Origin of the sequence: Niallia taxi (genome assembly GCF_004005475.1) — a bacterium.
GTDB lineage: Bacteria > Bacillota > Bacilli > Bacillales > Cytobacillaceae > Niallia > Niallia taxi.
This window is the reverse complement of sequence record NZ_RZTZ01000004.1, coordinates 102,182-119,688: the sequence shown is the minus strand read 5'-3', so window position 1 is coordinate 119,688 and position 17,507 is coordinate 102,182. Positions and strand designations below refer to the sequence as shown.

The 17,507-nt window shown below is 34.4% G+C and carries 17 protein-coding genes; 3 read left to right on the top strand and 14 right to left on the bottom strand.

The genetic code is table 11. The features are described from left to right. Nucleotides 1-100: 100 nt before the first annotated feature. From EM808_RS12065 to EM808_RS12005, 13 genes are all read right to left on the bottom strand, one after another. Nucleotides 101-1,900 (bottom strand): BlaR1 family beta-lactam sensor/signal transducer, encoded by a 1,800-nt coding sequence (locus EM808_RS12065; RefSeq protein WP_127738471.1) that lies wholly within the window; start codon nucleotides 1,898-1,900, stop codon nucleotides 101-103. Beyond that, a complete protein-coding gene (locus tag EM808_RS12060) occupies nucleotides 1,900-2,292 on the bottom strand; it encodes a BlaI/MecI/CopY family transcriptional regulator (protein WP_127738470.1) in 393 nt (130 codons plus the stop codon). Before EM808_RS12060 ends, EM808_RS12065 begins: the two co-directional genes overlap by 1 nt. A gap of 83 nt (nucleotides 2,293-2,375) precedes the next feature. Beyond that, nucleotides 2,376-4,412 carry a penicillin-binding protein PBP4(5) gene (gene pbp4 / locus EM808_RS12055; RefSeq protein WP_127738469.1) on the bottom strand — a complete coding sequence of 679 codons (2,037 nt, stop codon included), beginning with the start codon at nucleotides 4,410-4,412 and terminating at the stop codon, nucleotides 2,376-2,378. Nucleotides 4,413-4,673: 261 nt separating this feature from the next. After that, nucleotides 4,674-5,294 (bottom strand): class I SAM-dependent methyltransferase, encoded by a 621-nt coding sequence (locus EM808_RS12050; protein WP_127738468.1) that lies wholly within the window; start codon nucleotides 5,292-5,294, stop codon nucleotides 4,674-4,676. A 214-nt stretch (nucleotides 5,295-5,508) separates the two neighbouring features. Further along, nucleotides 5,509-6,399: a DMT family transporter gene (locus tag EM808_RS12045; protein ID WP_127738467.1), complete on the bottom strand. Its 891-nt coding sequence runs from the start codon at nucleotides 6,397-6,399 to the stop codon at nucleotides 5,509-5,511. 81 nt (nucleotides 6,400-6,480) lie between these two features. Further along, nucleotides 6,481-7,956: a glycoside hydrolase family 1 protein gene (locus tag EM808_RS12040; RefSeq protein ID WP_164849648.1), complete on the bottom strand. Its 1,476-nt coding sequence runs from the start codon at nucleotides 7,954-7,956 to the stop codon at nucleotides 6,481-6,483. 33 nt (nucleotides 7,957-7,989) lie between these two features. Continuing rightward, on the bottom strand, nucleotides 7,990-9,840 hold the full coding sequence (locus EM808_RS12035) for a beta-glucoside-specific PTS transporter subunit IIABC (RefSeq protein WP_127738466.1): 1,851 nt from the start codon (nucleotides 9,838-9,840) through the stop codon (nucleotides 7,990-7,992). A gap of 127 nt (nucleotides 9,841-9,967) precedes the next feature. Continuing rightward, nucleotides 9,968-10,807, bottom strand: coding sequence for a BglG family transcription antiterminator LicT (licT, locus tag EM808_RS12030; RefSeq protein WP_127738465.1), 840 nt, complete (start codon nucleotides 10,805-10,807; stop codon nucleotides 9,968-9,970). A gap of 272 nt (nucleotides 10,808-11,079) precedes the next feature. Then, complete coding sequence (locus EM808_RS12025; RefSeq protein WP_127738464.1) at nucleotides 11,080-11,526, bottom strand: hypothetical protein; 447 nt, start codon at nucleotides 11,524-11,526, stop codon at nucleotides 11,080-11,082. A 371-nt stretch (nucleotides 11,527-11,897) separates the two neighbouring features. Next, the gene (locus EM808_RS12020) at nucleotides 11,898-12,212 is read right to left on the bottom strand and encodes a hypothetical protein (protein WP_127738463.1); all 315 of its coding nucleotides are present in this window, start codon (nucleotides 12,210-12,212) and stop codon (nucleotides 11,898-11,900) included. A 246-nt stretch (nucleotides 12,213-12,458) separates the two neighbouring features. Beyond that, the gene (locus EM808_RS12015) at nucleotides 12,459-13,265 is read right to left on the bottom strand and encodes an undecaprenyl-diphosphate phosphatase (RefSeq protein ID WP_412973745.1); all 807 of its coding nucleotides are present in this window, start codon (nucleotides 13,263-13,265) and stop codon (nucleotides 12,459-12,461) included. 35 nt (nucleotides 13,266-13,300) lie between these two features. After that, nucleotides 13,301-14,227 carry an LCP family protein gene (locus EM808_RS12010; protein ID WP_235856604.1) on the bottom strand — a complete coding sequence of 309 codons (927 nt, stop codon included), beginning with the start codon at nucleotides 14,225-14,227 and terminating at the stop codon, nucleotides 13,301-13,303. Between the two features lie 117 nt (nucleotides 14,228-14,344). Beyond that, nucleotides 14,345-15,022, bottom strand: a complete 678-nt coding sequence (locus tag EM808_RS12005) for a zinc metallopeptidase (protein ID WP_127738461.1) — start codon at nucleotides 15,020-15,022, stop codon at nucleotides 14,345-14,347. A gap of 188 nt (nucleotides 15,023-15,210) precedes the next feature. Here EM808_RS12005 and EM808_RS12000 point away from each other — a divergent pair, with 188 nt between their 5' ends. From EM808_RS12000 to EM808_RS28565, 3 genes are all read left to right on the top strand, one after another. Beyond that, nucleotides 15,211-15,849, top strand: a complete 639-nt coding sequence (locus tag EM808_RS12000; RefSeq protein WP_127738460.1) for a DUF1232 domain-containing protein — start codon at nucleotides 15,211-15,213, stop codon at nucleotides 15,847-15,849. A gap of 435 nt (nucleotides 15,850-16,284) precedes the next feature. Beyond that, nucleotides 16,285-16,527 carry a hypothetical protein gene (locus EM808_RS11995; protein ID WP_127738459.1) on the top strand — a complete coding sequence of 81 codons (243 nt, stop codon included), beginning with the start codon at nucleotides 16,285-16,287 and terminating at the stop codon, nucleotides 16,525-16,527. 74 nt (nucleotides 16,528-16,601) lie between these two features. Continuing rightward, nucleotides 16,602-16,763 (top strand): hypothetical protein, encoded by a 162-nt coding sequence (locus tag EM808_RS28565; protein WP_164849647.1) that lies wholly within the window; start codon nucleotides 16,602-16,604, stop codon nucleotides 16,761-16,763. 71 nt (nucleotides 16,764-16,834) lie between these two features. Here the strand turns inward: EM808_RS28565 and EM808_RS11990 are convergent, their stop codons facing one another. After that, entirely contained in the window at nucleotides 16,835-17,038 is a 204-nt protein-coding gene (locus EM808_RS11990; RefSeq protein WP_127738458.1) for a zinc ribbon domain-containing protein, read from the bottom strand. Between the last annotated feature and the right edge of the window lie 469 nt (nucleotides 17,039-17,507).

Genomic DNA, 17,507 nt, shown 5'->3' with positions numbered 1-17,507 from the left:
TTCCCCTTTCCATATGTGACATCGAAATAAATACTACAATTGTAGTATTTAGTTGCAGAATGAAGCCAAAAAGAACGCTGAACTCTTTTCGGCCGTAATTTTAATATATATTTTTATCCTTTAGAATTTGCTTGGCTATCTCCATAGCCTTACTTCCACTGGCTTCTGTTCCCTGGTTTTGAATATTGATCGCAAAATAATAGCTATGCTCTCCTTTTTTCACAAAGCCAACAAACCAGCCATTTATATTCTTTCCATTTATCGTTCCTGTTCCAGTTTTTCCATATAATCGCTTATCCTTTTGGTCATCAATTAACATTGCTTCTTTTATTGCTTCCACATTTTCTGTTTTAAAGCCAAACTTATTTTCTGATAGCTCATGTAATAAAATCACTTGTTCAATTGGTGATATTTTCAGAGAAGATTCCATCCAATAGGTATCCAAACCTCCTGACATGTCCTTATTTCCATAGTTCACTTTATTGAAATAAGCTTGCAGGTGTTTATCTCCAACCTCTTGATCCAGATTTTGAAAATACCAGTTTACTGAATTCCTCATGGCAGAAGTTAAGTTATGGTCTTTATCCCACTCTTTAAAAGGATTACTTTTCCCATTCCACTTCTGTTCAGAGTTATTTATTGATACAATATTTGATTCTAATGCAAATAACCCAGAATAAATTTTATATGTGCTATCTGGTGAAACCCTTTGTTCACTTAATTTACGATTGTATATTTGAAAATGATTATTGGCTGCATCGTATAAAATAAAGCTTCCTTTATAGCCTTTAAAATACGTATCTAAATCTTCATAGGTTGTATTCTTCCCATCAAAATGAAACACAGCATTTGAAGCAGCTATTACAGTCGTAAGTGGTGTAATAACGAGTACAAGTATTCCCAAAAGCATACAGATAATCTTACTCTTCCATTTCAATAAAGAAGATGCTTTAGAAAAGTTAGCAATACTTTGGATTCTTTGTTTAATTTGTTGTTTAGTTCCGCCAATTCCCGAGGCAAATAATTCAAATGGCTTCTCCTGTTTTTTATGGGCAAATCGAATAATAGTATGGCCATATTCGATATAGCCGCTCTCATCTAAAAGATTTAGAACCGAATCATCACAAGCCAATTCGCGGTCTATTCGTATCCTTTTTAAGGAATACCACAATAATGGATTGAACCAATATACAATTTGAAGAATCCACATCACATAATTGACAAGCATATCTTTATTTTTATGATGTGTTAGCTCATGCAGTAATACATATTTAATTTCTTTTAAAGTAAATACTGCTTGTATGTTTGATGGTACTAGTATATAGGGCTTGAAAATACCAAACGTAATTGGCGTGGTAATAAGAGGTGTTTCTTTCAGGATAATATTTCTTTTCATCCCAACAACCTCTTTACACTCTTCTAATAATACATTTATTTTATTGTTCTTAATGGTAACAGCAGACTTTTTCAGTTTGTTAAGTTGATAGTTTGAATAAATCAGTATGACAAGACAAAGCACCATGCCAATTATCCAAACAGCAAATACTAGCTGGGAAACATATTCTGGTGTTGAGTTGTGTACAGAAACGGAAAAATCACGGATTAAATCAGTATTTGTATTATTAGACTCTGTTAGACCACCACTTTTGTACGCACTCTGAGGTGAAGTATTACCAGTATACGTCAGCAAGTTTTTAATATATTGTATTCCTTCACCTAAACCTAAATAATTCCATGGAAAAATGGAAACAAAAAGAGGAACAAATAGAAAAAACCAAATTTTATAATGTGTTTTTACTGACATATGGTTAGTTAATGCCTTTTTCAACAAGAGAATAATAAAAACCAGGAGGGATAACGCTATTGTATTAAGCAAAAGCTGTTGTACAACGATATCCATTATTTTTGCCCTCCCTCTTTCTCCCTCTGTGATAATATTTTCTGTAATTCAGAAATATCTTCATTAGACAACTTATCGTTTTCAATGAAATTTAATACCATTGAATTTAATGTGCCGTCGAAAAATTGCTTAAGGAAGGTTTTACTTTTTTGCTCTATATAATCGTGCTTTTCGACTAGTGATGTATAAATAAACACTCTGCCATTTTTTTTTGCGTGGAGTGCCTTTTTCTTTACAAGACGTGCAAGCATCGTATGAATTGTATTCGGCTTCCAGTCAAACTCTGCAGATGACAGCTTATCGACTACCTCAGGTGTGGAGATGGGCTCATATTTCCACACAACGTTCATCACTTCATATTCTGCTTCTGATATTTGGGGACTATTAGTCATATTTTGAAACCTCCTACTTTTACAATTGTAGTATTTATTATAGCATGAAGGTTTCATTGCTTAAAGTATGCATCTATTCCCAATTACTGCATTCCAAAATATACATACAGCTTTTCAATAAATGATTTATTTAACTGAGTTGCTGAGCTTCCTTTTGAATAACCTTCAACAAGTGAAAGCAAAAGAAAATTATCTTGTTCTGTATCAAAGGCAAGTAAGAAACTATTTTCATTCCCCTTTTCACCTTGTTTCAATTTCAATTCTGCTGTTCCCGTCTTTCCAGCTAGCTGATATCGCTTGTTATATAGGAGATGGGCTGTTCCATTTGGATTACTGACAACCTCTATTAAGCTTTTTTCCATTTCATTCGCTGTTGTACTTGTGATAGCTGATTTAGTTTTAGGGCTTTCTTTGCTTTTAACCAATGTCGGATAAACTATTTTCCCTTCATTCTGAAAAACAGTATACATCACAGCCTGCTGAATAGGATTTATCAATAACTCGCCTTGACCGTAGGCTGTATCTGCTAGCAGAATTTCTGAGTTAAATGTATTTTCCTTTGAGATTTGCGCTGGATTCATAGCAATTGGTAAATCCAATTCCTCCCCAAAGATAAACTTCTTTAAGCCATCTCTAAAGGCGTCTTCCCCTAATTCAAGTACCTCTTGGGCAAAATAAATATTATCTGAATAGATTAATGCTTTTCTCATATCGACATTTTGTACATCTGAAACACGCGTAACCGAATAACCGCCCCAGCTCCCATCCTTTTTCCAGCTCCGTCCATTTATGGTTCTTAGCTTGTCTGGATACGTCACATTAGCATCAAGCCCAATGCTGGCTGTTATCGTTTTAAAGGTAGAACCAGGCGCATATCCAACAGCAAACCTCGAAATAAATGGTTTTTTTTCGTCATTTGCAAATTGATCATAGTCCTGTTGAGAGATCCCTTGAACCATTTTATTAGGATCATAGGAAGGGGAGCTAACTAAAGCAAAAAGCCCGCCTTCTTTAGGGTTCATTACTACCGTCGAACCAGCATTTCCTTTCAGATGTTCAAATGCTTCTGATTGAATGTAGGAATCTATTGTCAGCTGTATATCTTCGCCATCCGCTTTTTCCACTGTTTGAATTTCCTGCTTATTTTCGCCATTTTCATCAACAATCCATATTTCTCCGCCATCCTTACCGCGCAGTCTCTTATCAAACGCCTTTTCCAAGCCAGCTTTTCCAATGATATCGCCATCAACTAAATTTGGATGTTTTTCATTATCCTCTTTTGTTACCTTTCCGATATAACCAATTAAATTAGCTGCTGCTTCCTTTAATGGATAATATCGCAGTTTGATATTCTGATAGGAAACTCCCGGTAGTTCTACTGCTTTATTTGACTCGATTGTTTTTAAAGGGACAAATAGTTCATCTGTGACCCAGCTTTGATTTAGTTTTTTATTTATCTCCTCCATCGATAGATCAAATTGTTGGCTGATTTTTTGGAGCTTTGCCTCTTTTTCATTTCCCTCTCCTAATTCTTTAGCAACAACTCCCATCGACTTAAAGGTTTCATTTATTGCCAAGCCATTGCCTAAATGATCTTGAATTTCTCCCCGTTCTGCTTTCAAATATTGGTACGAAATTTTATCTTTACCTTCCATACCAGGGAAAATTAACGCAGGTTCCCAATTCACTAAATATTTATCATCTTTCTTCGTCATTTCTGTTTTATATTCCAGCTTTTCTAATGCTCCTAACGGCGTAGTAAAGCTTAATTGATAACTTAATTCATAAAGATTGTTGTTCACCTTTTCTAATGAAACATGAGAAGCATGGATATCCGTTATATTAATCCCATTGAATATACGATCATACTTTTCTTCAACTTCCTCCAATGTATAATTTAACGACTTATATGAATGCTCATCCAACGCCTTGCCTAATTTTTTATAATCCTTATTTTCTAAAATTCGAATAAAATTAGCAGCTGCCTCTTCAAATAATGCTTTATCATTCTTTTTGATTATTAAGTAGGAAGCCGTGGCTCCGAAAACAATTACAATAACGACTAAAAATAATAGTAAAGGCTTGAAGCTTCGTCTGTTGTTCTCAACTCTACTATTCACATTTATCACTTCATTTCATGTGGTTTAATACTACATATGTAGTAATTTGATTATAACTACATCTGTAGTATTTAGAAAATTATAGCACATTTTTTTGTTAAGGCAAATTAACTTTGGTAAATATGCTTAATTAATTGCGAAGAAGCTAAAAGGTGATTTTATTCTAAGATGGGAATTTCCCTTACAATAGTACCTGTCACACATATTGCTCGCTTAAGTTTGCAAAAAAAGCATCCTCTTCAAGAAGATGCGTCCTTTACACTATTTCTTACATTTAATCATAATAAAGTTAATTGCTGGTGCATTTTCATGGTGCTTATTAGGTTCGTCTATGGCTGAAAACTCTGCTAGTCCATATTTACCAAATTCTCGTTTTACACTTTCAGCATCATAAAAGAACATTTTTAAGCCTTCCATAATCTCAAAATAATCTTTATCTATTTGTTTGCCCTTGCCAAACATTGGCGCATCCTGTGAAACAGTTGTAATAATCATATAACCGCCTGGTTTTAACTGGTTATAGCAATCGCTAATAAACTTTTCTCTCTCCTGTTTATTTAATAAGTGAATAAGCCCGTGACTAAATATTCCATCATAAAGCTTATTCTCAAAAGGCATCTCATTAACTGAACCATGAAAGATATTAATATCGAGCCCATTGTCCCGCGCCAGTTCAATCGCTGTCTTGGAGATTTCAATACCTGTAACATTTATGCCGTTTTCCATAAAAACCTTTGCATTTCTGCCATAGCCTATACCTGGTATTAGTATGTCCTTCATATTTTTTTCGAGAAAAAAATCCTTTGTTAAGATTGCTGAATCTGTAGGATCAAATCCCCACATCGTTTGTTTTTCAAGAAAGCTTGATTCCCAGAATTCCATTTTCCCTATCTCCTTTTGGTTTTTATTGTGTACAGCACCATTTTAATTAAAGACAAAAAGACTCTCTAATAACTATAATAGGTGTTTGTATTTTTGTAAATCATTATTAGTGTACTGTTTACATATCCCTTGAAACTCTTTCAAACCATATGATAAAAACAGTATGCCTGCTTAAAGACAAACTGTTTTTATCATACTTCATCTATTTCACGAATTAATTCTTTTTATCTGTTGATGCGAGTAATCTAGATAAGGTAATACGGCTCCCGCCTGGTAAATTGACTAACCAGATACCTACAAGAACAAAGGAAATTCCTAGCAATGTAATCACTTTGAGCTCTTCATTCAGAAATAAAAATCCAGACAAAGTACCAACGACGGGAACAATCAGTAAAGAAACTGACGCTTTACTGGCTTCTGTTTTAGAGAGGACATAAGACCATAAAACAAAAGCCAATGCAGAAGCTAAAACGCCAGAATATAATAGATACAATACAGCCATAACATTCCAGTTTGCTGTTCCACTTTCAAAACAGAAGGAATAAAGAAACAGCCCTGCTGCTCCTGCCCCCATCTGCCATGTTGTAAATTGCACATTATCACAGCCTTGTAATTTCTTCTTGAAAATTAAACTGGATAAAGCCCACGTAACTGCGGAGCTTAAAGCGAGAATTGGCGCCCATATTGTTCCTCCTAGGTGTATATCCATTGCTAGAAACAAGCCTATTATTCCGATTAATATTCCAATTGTTTTGTTGAGAGTTAGTTTTTCTCCAGGAATGAAATAATGGGCGAGAACAGATAAAAACAGTGGCATGCTATATGTTAATACAGATGTAAGACCTGCACTTATGTAATTCAATGAAATTTGGATGGCGATATTGAAGTATGTTGTCTGTAGCAATCCGCATAGTATGTACCACTTAAGCTGCCCTTTTGCTGGCATAGGAGTTCTTTTTAAGAGAGATAACCCAAACAGCACGATAGTGCCCAGAAGGAAGCGATAGGCTGCAAACAATACTGGCGGAAATAAGTCATTGCCCATTTTCATGATTACAAAATTAAATCCCCAAATTAAACATAAGAAAAGCATAATCCCCTTCATGACCTATATCCTCCAAGTCTATTATCTATATAAATTTCTATGACAAAAAGGACCTAAAATGGCCCTTTTTGAAAAACAATGTTATTTATCTAATTGCTCTCCATTACTCGCAATAACATTTTTATACCAATCAAATGATTTCTTCTTAATACGGCGCTTTGAGCCTCTGCCTAAATCATCTTGATCAACATAAATGTAACCGTAGCGTTTAGACATTTGACTAGTTGATGCGCTTATCATATCAATACAGCCCCAGCTTGTATATCCAAATACGTCTACGCCGTCTGTTATGGCCTCTTTAATTTGTAAAATATGATCTCTTAAATAAGAAATGCGATAATCATCATTAATAACGTCGCCTTCCTTCAATTCATCCACTGCACCCAGTCCATTTTCAGCAATAAATAATGGTTTTTGATAGCGATCAAATAATTGGTTCAAGGCAGTGCGCAAGCCCTTAGGGTCAATTTGCCATCCCCAATCACTAGTAGGCAAATACGGATTTTTTATTCCTCCAGTTATTAAGTTACCAACAGCTCCTTCAAGATTCTCAGGATGGGCACTTACCGCACTAGACATATAGTAGCTAAAGGAAATAAAATCTACTGGATAATCACGGATAATTTGTTCATCTGATGCTTCTGTTTCAAGGACAACATTTTTATCAGCCAGCATTCTTGCTGTATAGCCAGGATAGTAGCCTCTAGCTAAAACATCCGTAAAGAATAAGGACTCTCGCTGTTTTTCAACTGTTTTTTGAATATCATCTGGGTCACAGCTGTATGGCACTAAAAGCTGATAGCTGATCATGCATCCTATTTTCGCATTAGGATTGCTTTCTAGACATGCTTTTTTTGCTAAAGCACTAGCAATAAATTGATGATGTGCGCCCTGATATTTTGCTTGTTCAATATGTGGATGATTTTCCTCCACAACCCCGACGCTTACAAACGGATGATGCTTTACACAATTGATTTCATTAAATGGAACCCAATATTTGACCTTATCTTTATAGCGCTCAAATACAGTTGAGGCAAAACGAACATAAAACTCAATTAATTTTCTGTTTACCCAGCCTCCATATTCTGTTGCAAGATAAAGAGGCATCTCATAATGAGATAGAGACACAAGTGGCTCAATTCCGTGCTTATTTAATTCATCAAAAACACGGTCATAGAATGCCAAGCCTTCCTCATTTGGCTCTAACTCATCTCCTTTTGGGAAAATACGTGTCCAGGCGATCGACATTCTGTACACTTTAAAGCCCATTTCTGCGAACAAAGCAATATCTTCCTTATAGTGATGATAAAAATCCACCCCATGCCTTTTGGGATAATATTTTGGACTATGCGGGTCTTGTGCTTCTTCTACCTGCTTGTGTGTCATCATATGCCACTGATCTGTCCACTGCTCTTTCGGCATGTTCTCATCAAAAATATATACATCTGAAACAGATAGGCCTTTTCCGCCAACATCACTTGCCCCCTCTACTTGCATTGCAGCTGTAGCGCCACCCCATAGAAAATTTTCTGGAAATGTTGTTTTCATATTTAACATACTTAATAGCCTCCTATATATTTCAGTCTATTTTTATAATAATAAAGATAATGCCTCTTCCCCATGTATAATTTGGTTTTTCTTTAAAGGAAGAATATCTAAATATTTATCTGAATTTGTTACAACAATTGGTGTTGTTACATCATAGCCAAGCTCTTTTAACTTTTGGATATCAAATTCTGCAATTAAATCTCCTTTTTTCACCTTTGCTCCTGTCTCAACAAAACTAGTAAAGCCTTCCCCGTTTAATTTAACGGTATCTAAGCCAATATGAATGAGGATTTCTCCTCCAGAGGTGGATGTAAATCCATAAGCGTGTTTTGTAGGGAAAGCCAAGGTTACTGTTCCATCAACTGGTGAGTAAACTTTTCCATCTTCAGGGATGACAGCAATCCCTTTACCCATCGCTCCACCCGCAAATACAGGATCACTTATTTCTTCTAATGGCTTCGCGTAACCTGATATCGGACTGATAATACTTTCTCTTTTTATCATGGAGTTATCTACAGTTAACTCTGATTTATCTGTTTTTTTTACATCATCTTCGCTTGATTCTTCTTTAAAGCCGATTAAGATAGTTAGAATACAGGAACCTATTAAAGCAAAGAAATAGGCAATAATATACCCAGTCATACCATGAGCAACTACTGGAATAGTCAGGATACTTTTTTGTACTTGGGCAATGGCAGCAGATCCAAATCCACCTGCTATTCCTCCGCCAATTGCTCCCATCGTACAAGCAATAATAAATGGTCTTTTCAGCTTTAAGGTAACCCCATAAACAGCAGGTTCCGTTATACCCATTAATCCTGCAAAAAAGGCGGATAGAGATAAGCTTTTTAGTTTTTTATTCTTTGTTTTAAAGAATACGCCAAGTGCTGCTCCTGATTGAGCTGCAACAGAAGGGCCGATCATAGCATTGATAGAGTCTTTTCCATAAACGGTAATATTGTTAAGCATGACAGGTACAAATCCCCAATGTAACCCAAATATAACGAGAATTTGCCAGCAAGCTCCTAACACGATACCTGAAATAATTGGACTTAAATTATAGATAAATAGATAACCAGATGCTATTAATCCACTTGTATAAATAGCTACAGGACCGATAGCAAGCAAGGTTAAAGGCAGCATAATTAGCAAACAGAAAAATGGCGTTAATAGGTTGCGGATACTTTCGTGAAGAAACCTTGTAAAGAAGCCTTCCACATATTTCAATATCCAAATAGCTATAATGATGGGAATAACCGTACTGCTATACTTTGCTAAAACGACTGGAATTCCTAGGAAACTTAGAGATTCATTTGCGTTTAAGGCATTTACTAAATCCGGGTATATTAATCCACCTGCTAACGCAACTGCTATAAACTGATTTACTTTAAACTTTCTTGCCGCAGTAATCGCTAATATAATCGGCATAAAATAATAGAAACTGTCACCAGCTGCGGCAATAATCCTATATGTTCCTCCAGCAGGGTCAAGGATTTCATATTTTCCGAGTACAAAATTCAACCCTTTAATTAAACCTGAAGCTGCCAATAAGCCGAGCACAGGGCTAAATATACCTGAGAGCAGATCAATAAATCGCTCAAATAAGTTACCTTTTTTTCCATCTTCCGCTGTTTGCTGTTTTGTACCTAAACCTGTCTGATCCATAATTGCATCATGCACCGATGCCACATTATTCCCGATAACAACCTGGAACATGCCCCCACTCTCTGTAACTGTAATAACACCATCTAAGTTTTCGATTGCATTTCTATTTGCTTTATTGTCATTTTTTAAAGTAAACCGCAACCTTGTAGCGCAATGATACAGGTCAGATATATTCTCTTGACCACCAATATGCTCCACTATGTCTTTCGCTAATTTTTGAAAATCCATCTAAAACGCCTCCAGATAATAATAAAAAAAGACTTGGATTCAACTAAAAATTCATGACTTTTACATGAGTTTCAAGTATAAATCCAAGTCTAGCCTCCCGCAGAGTAACAAGTTTGAATAATAATATTTAGTTTTTCCTTTCTAACAAGCGCTGAATATGAATGGTAAGATAAGTAACCTCCATATCAGATACTTTATAGGAATACTGCAAATTAATATGCTTCTTCACTTTTTGAGCAATTTCAAATGCTGTAGCGTATCTTTCCTTTACTACTTCATATAAAAAGGGGTCATCTGAGCTTTCATTTACCTCTTGTGAAAACATCCTATTTGCAAAAAATTTCAAGTGAGTAATAAACCTAAAGCCACTTAATGATTCTTCATCTATAGTCATTTTCAACTGGTAAGTTACAATATTAATAATCTCACTAATAAACTTAGTAATTTTTGCAACCGTGTTCATTCCACTGTTTAGTTGAGCATTTACAAAGTGAAAGGCAATAAATCCAGCTTCATCATCACCAAGTTCTATGTTAAATCGTTCATTTATTAATTGTACTGCCTTTTTAGCAACCGAATACTCTTCTTTGTACAATTTTTTAATTTCCCAAAGCAAACCATTTTTAACATTTAGCCCAGTTTTTATCCGATTGACAGCTAAACTGATGTGATCAGGTAAAGAAATATAGATACTTTCACTAAGCTCTTTCTTTAATTCTCTTCTGGCTAAACTAATAATATCGTCCGCTATATTTATTTCCTCGACAGATACTTCTTGAAGCAGCTTCTTGAATTTAGCATATAAACCTTTGTCCTCTAAATAAAAACGTTTTTCTATTTTCTTATTATCGATCTCCTCTCCTTTTTTCTTACTAAATGCCAGGCCTTTTCCAATTAGGATGACTTCATCCCCTTGGGAATCAATACTTATGGCAATATTATTATTGATAATTTGGTTTATTACCATATTACTACCTCCAATGAAACGTAAAAAGGCAAAACTTCAACAAATAAAAGGACATTAATCCCCTGCATTTGTTGAAGTCTTGCCTGCATAATCAGTAACAACCTTCAATTGAATTTATTTACTTGAGTCCATAATACAATATATTCTGATTTATGTAAACCTTTTCTTTTTGCTTTATTTTTAAATTTTTGCATGTAGTCAGCTTTTTATTGTTCACAAACCTTATAACTAGGCTGTCCTGCTAGTTGTATTAAGAATGTCATAACTTCTTTTTATTGCTCGACATTGTTTGACTGAGTATTAAAAAAGCTAAGTATAATGGTCAAACCTGCAATAGTTCCAACAATATTCATGGAAAATATTTTTTGTAGCCCAAACGTAATTGGAGAGCTTTCTACTATCTCTGGTAGATGTCCACTCAATGAAAGGCTTGCTAAAATCGGAAAAGCGGCTGAAAGGATAAGTGATGGAATAGCTACACACCATATTAAAGAGAAATCTAGTTTAATGGACCATTTTTTTACTAAAATAAGAGAAATATATAGACCAAATATTATTGAAATGACCAGTTTACTCCAAATAACAGGTAATAAGCTATATGTCTCACTTGCAGATTGTTGAATTTGATTATCTAAATGAAAAGCTATAATGGCTAAAGCGATTAATCCAATAAGCCAAATGAATTTTATGAAGTAGGATACCCTATTCGTTTTTTTCACTTAAAATCCTCCTTTTATTTATCTACGTTTGAAAAGTGAGTATAGTTTCAAATAATTGTATAAAAGGACATGTATGTTCTGTTTAATCATTATTGCTACTACAACACCCTATAATAAATGACTTCGTTGAAGAACAGGAATGAATAAGTAAAAATACTCAGGTAATCTAGGTCTTTCTAACTTCATTTTATTGGGGTATAACATGATAAGAAATTAAATAAGCCAAAAGAAGCTGAGATGAATTTCCAAATTTATTAACATCAGCTTTAATAATAAAAAGGTAAGCTCATGCTTTACCCATTACAGCAATAAAGAACCTGGAGATTATGCGAAGTTCCACATAGTCGTCCAAGGTCCCTTTCTTTTTTCCATTAACAAGTCTTGGATCCACCATTTAATGTTGTTAATGCTTCAATCACTTCTTGAAGCTTAAATTCTGTGACAATTTGGGATTTAACTACAGTACGCAGCGTTTTTTCTACACTTTGATTGACAGCTAATAAATCATATGGAGTTGGGTTATTGCCTTCGCTAAAAATAGCCGCTTGGATTTTTTCGCCTTCTGCATTAATAATATGGGAAAGCCCGATTTCTTCTAATGCAATCGAGACTAATACTAAAGATAAAGCATTCTCAGGTTGAATTTCAGGCAGGTTTGGAATTGCAGGTATATTCGGTAAACTCATATGAACCACCTCTCATTTTTTGTACTCTGTAATTGTATGCTTTATAAATTTATCGGGATAGGCAATTTCCTTAGGATAATAGGATTATGTTTCGAATAAAGAGATTTTTATCGAGCAAGCTTTCTAGGTGTTTATTCCTATTTTCTAATTTGCCTGTTATTTTCTAAATATATAACGCAAATATTCAATTTCAACAAAAAAACAGCTGCAAAAAAGGCAGCTGCTTCAAATAAGATAATTAGGAAATCAGAAAAAAATTAACAATAAAGTTCCGACGCTAAAACAATAGTATGTAAAATATATTAGCTTTCCTTTTTTCATTATTCCCATAAACCATTTCATTGCAAGATAGCTCATTATTAGCGTTGCAATAAATGCTGATAAGTAAGGCAAGACTAATTCCGCTTTATTTGGTTCCCCAATAAAGTCAGAGAATCCGAGGATAACTCCGCCAAGACTAACGGGAATATACAATAAAAAGGAAAATCGAAGTGCTGTTTCCTGTTTTATCCCTACTGCAATACTTGAAATAATGGTTGCACCTGAGCGGCTTATTCCTGGCGCTAAAGCAATTGCCTGCCCTAATCCCACAAGAAAAGCATCTTTAGCTGTAATATCAGCCTCTCCCTTGACTCCATTCCTATTTCGAATGAGCCACAGAGCAATTCCTGTGACAAACAGCATGATAGCAATTGTAGTCATACTTACATTTGCAGCAATAAAATCACTTAACAACACGCCTAGGACACCTGCTGGAATCGTACCGATAATGATAAAGCAAACAAACCGAAAATCGTTTTTATATTTATTATCTTTTGTCTTTAAGTACTGAAGCGTATTAAATGCTAGTCTTAGAATATCTTTTCGATAGATAAATAGGATTGCAAGTAAGGATGCAGTATTCGTTAATATTGCAAATGTAAAGCCCTGTTCTCCCAAACCTAGAATTTGACTGGCTATCATAACATGTCCGCTCGAGGAAACAGGAATCGGTTCAGTAAATCCTTGCACTAATCCGATAATGATCATTTTAATGATTAAGATAATATCCATTTTTCGTATTTTTATCTCCTTAAGTATTATTCTTTCTAATTAAAAAAGGATTTAATAGCAGCTTTATTTATGTCTAAATCTGTCTTTAAAACAGCTCCTACATTCACTACATCATTTTCATAAGAATCTTGAACAGGGATTCTTATACTATCCAATCCTTCTGATCCATTCATTATTAGCCCTTTGCTCAATGACAATAAGGATGGAGTATCTAAGTTTGTATCAATATAAGGGGTTGAGAGTCCAATAATTTTTGGCAGGTTATAAATAGTATGAACTGATATTGCTTGTTCCTTCAGCTTTGACATTACTTCCTGCTGTCTCGCGACTCGACCAAAATCACTTAATCTGTCATGACGAAAGCGGACATATCCCAACAAATCTTTACCGTGCAGTACTTGATTACCTGGTTTTAAAACCGTTCCAATTCCATAAGACATTTCATACGGAATATCGACCTGTATGCCATCTGGAGCGATAATGTCTACTAACTTAGAAAAACCAGTAAAATCAACAATTGCATAGTAATTAACATCTAAATCAAAGTTTTCCTTCAATGTTTTTCTCACTAATTCTGGACCGCCAAATGCGAATGCTGAGTTTATTTTTTGAAGCCCATGCTCTGGTACTTCAACATATGTATCTCTCATTATGGAGGCTAGTTTTATATTGTTAGTATTAGAATTATAATGGGCAACCATTAACGTATCAGAACGAGCATGTTCTTCTCCTCTTGAATCACTGCCAATCAATAATATATTTATTTCTCCTAATTGAGGTTCTGTAGGCAGAAAATCATAATCCTTTTGTCCTTTTATATTTACATCCTTTGTAGACTCTAATACGCCGCTTCTAAATTGATAAACGCCAAACGCAACAATAACAATCATCAGCAAAACTACGGCAGATAGGAAATACCGTATTCCTTTGCTTTTCCTTTTTATTGAATTTCTCTTTTCCAATTAGCTTCACCTTCTATAATTTCGAGTTATAATTTGATTTCCAAAAACACAGCTTCCACTTTATATAGTGCATATCACCGTAGATAAATCCTTCGTTCTACGATGGTAACGAATCCATCAATCTTCGTTTCTTTGCATTCCAGTATAAATAAGAATTAACCGGATCAGCTCTAACACCGCAACCGCGGCTGCTGCCACATATGTCAATGCTGCTGCGTTCAACACTTTTTTTGTTTGTCTTTCTTCTTCATTACTGATGATTCCAAGTGAAACCACCTCATCCATCGCTCGGTTGGATGCATTGAATTCGACAGGCAATGTAACAAACTGAAACAAAACAGCTACTGCCATAAAGATAATTCCTAATAATAAAAAGTTCGTTAATCCTGCAATCATTCCTATCATGATTAAAATCCATGAAAAGTTACTCCCGATATTTGCAACAGGTACTAATGCATGCCTTATTCGTAAAAAGAAATAAGCCTGTTGGTCTTGGAGAGCATGTCCCACCTCATGTGCTGCAATTGCGGCCGCCGCTAAAGAATGCCCATGATAATTCTCACTAGATAATCGGACTACTTTCGCTTGGGGATCATAATGGTCAGAAAGAACTCCATGTGTTTCTTCAATATAAACATCGAATAATCCATTTGCGTCCAATATTTTTCTAGCTGCTTCTCTTCCTGTTAAGCTCGAAGACGAGTTTATTTTTGCATACTTTTTGTAGGTTCCTTTCACTCTCAATTGTGCCCATATTGGTACAATCAAAATGATGATAAAATAAACGAAAAACATTTCTCTTCTCCTCCTGGGTAAACCATGTAGATACTAACCTTATAAAACCTCTAATTAAATCGTAAAGATTACGCTTTTCTTGTTATCTCTGTGATTAAATATTAAACTAGTATCAGCTTAGTATATCCGTTGACATTTTGTCAACAAAGGAGTATATTTCAATTGTGAAAAACGGAGGCTGAATATAAATGACGAGTAAGGCTATAAGCGAACATAAACTCGGACAACTTTTAAAGACCACATTAGAAAAACAAAATATTTCAATGAGCAGGTTAAGCATAGAAACGAAAATTGACAAAGCAACAATCTCAAGAATCATTAATGGAAAGCGAAGGGCAACACCACAACATCTGCAAGCAATTTCCGATTCTCTTAAGATTCCTGTCTATGAATTATTTACTGCAGCAGGCTATACAGAGAAATCCAGTCAAGCTGAAGATCATTTTGATCTACACTCCAAAATAGATGTTATCCAAAATATGATTAATTTATATAGTGATGACTTTAAAGTGGAAAAAGTAGAAGACCAATTAAATGGTTATAAAAATCAATTTGCATCACAAGTTGACCATAAGGATCTATTTAGCCAATTTAAGAAAAAAGTTAAAAACCTGGGCGGTGAGGGTCACTTTATAAAGCAGTTGGAGGATTTATACAACAGATTAAAATATAAAAAAGGAACTCCAGCTCAACTTATGTTAATCGGAAGCGGACTATTGTATTTTGTTAGCACTATAGATGTTATTCCAGATTACTTAATTCCAGTTGGATATCTCGACGATGCTATAGCTATTAATATCATTCTGGATAAAATATCAAAATTATAATGAATTAGAATACATTCATTATTAACAGTTTAGATGATATCCCATTGTGTATCACTATCCATACGTTCGGGATATTTATATAGTGCAGTATCATTTAGGAGTTTAAAATGCGAAATTATTTTATTAATTACATTCTGTTAGTAGGAGTCGTACTTTGGATTTCATTCTTTGGCTGGATTAAGCTAATTAGACAAGGATTATCCCATAATTTCGGATAAATGCACATGAAATGAAGTGCGATCGGTCGCTTGCTAGAGGATGATTTATTTGGTCTAAAAAGTTATAATATATATTATTAATGAGATTATTATTCAGATTAGGGCGACCGTTGTAAAAAAGGATCGCCTGCATCAGCTTAAAATGATAGTCTATTTTACCAATAGTATTAATGTCACCATAGAGATAACTTTTACATAACGGAAGAGGTAATCAAAAATGAAACAACAAAAATATATAACTTGGAAATTAATATTAAGATTAGGGACACTTGCAATAATTCTTTATTGGTATCGTGGAGAATACAACGCACACTTCAAGGAAGTAACTATGTTCCATCAAATTTTATTATATATCTCCTATCTTGCTGTCATACACTTAACCTTAGAAATAATGAAATGGAAGTTCTGGAATAATTGGTTTTATGAAGAAGTTATAAAGAACAAAGGAATTCATGAGTGAAATAAGGGTTGGGCAACTTTACCTAAATATAAATTCCAATTTAAGGGATCTCAAAAATATAAGGGAGGAATTTCATGCTAAAAAAAGGCGATATTGTTTTATATCAAATGAAAGAGTATGAAATTCTTTATGTATATTCAAGTGGTTTTGCTGAGTTAAAAGAGAAAAAAATAATAACTAACTTTTTCGAGGTGCAATTGGTTTCAATATCGCAAATAAAAAGGAAACTAACCTGAAACCCCTGCTATGTTAATTTCCTCTGTAATTGCATTTCATTAAACATAGTCCCAGAAATTACCTTTACTTATTAACCGAAGAATAAATCAAGTATGTTTGATGCACCAGAGGTTTGTTTATTATAAAACTCAGAATACCCACATTTTTTACAATACACAACGATAAACGTATTATGTTGTATATCAAACATTTTAGATAACCCTGTTCCCGTCATGGCAACTTCCTTTTTGTCAGCATCTTTGCTTCCACATTTTAGACAACCTTTACTTGTCATTATTAATCCCTCTCTAACGAGTTGATGTATTTAAATGTAGTACGGAGAAAACTCGAAAAGGTTTCAAAAGAAATTATCCTTTATTATACTTTCGTTCTTTCCTATATCTCCTCTCTGCGAAGAATAAGATGACCCCTGCCAATACTGAACCAGCATAAACAATTCCATAAATTATTTTATTTTTCATTTGCCTTTCCTTTCGATATGCATCGTCAGATCCAGATCAACTTATAATTATTAATTATAATGAGCTTCTAAAAAGAAAAATATAGTACATTAGGGTATCCACCTTTTTTCGATTAGGTACATACTCTTAGTAAATTTCTTTTCCTGTTACGGCTGACACTATTTCTGTCCTAAAAATTAGGATGTATTCTCTCTCATTCTGCACAAATATTTATGATAACTTACCTTTATAACGAGAAATAGGACAATAATAGGTAAAAAGGTTTAAAATTTATTTGAATAG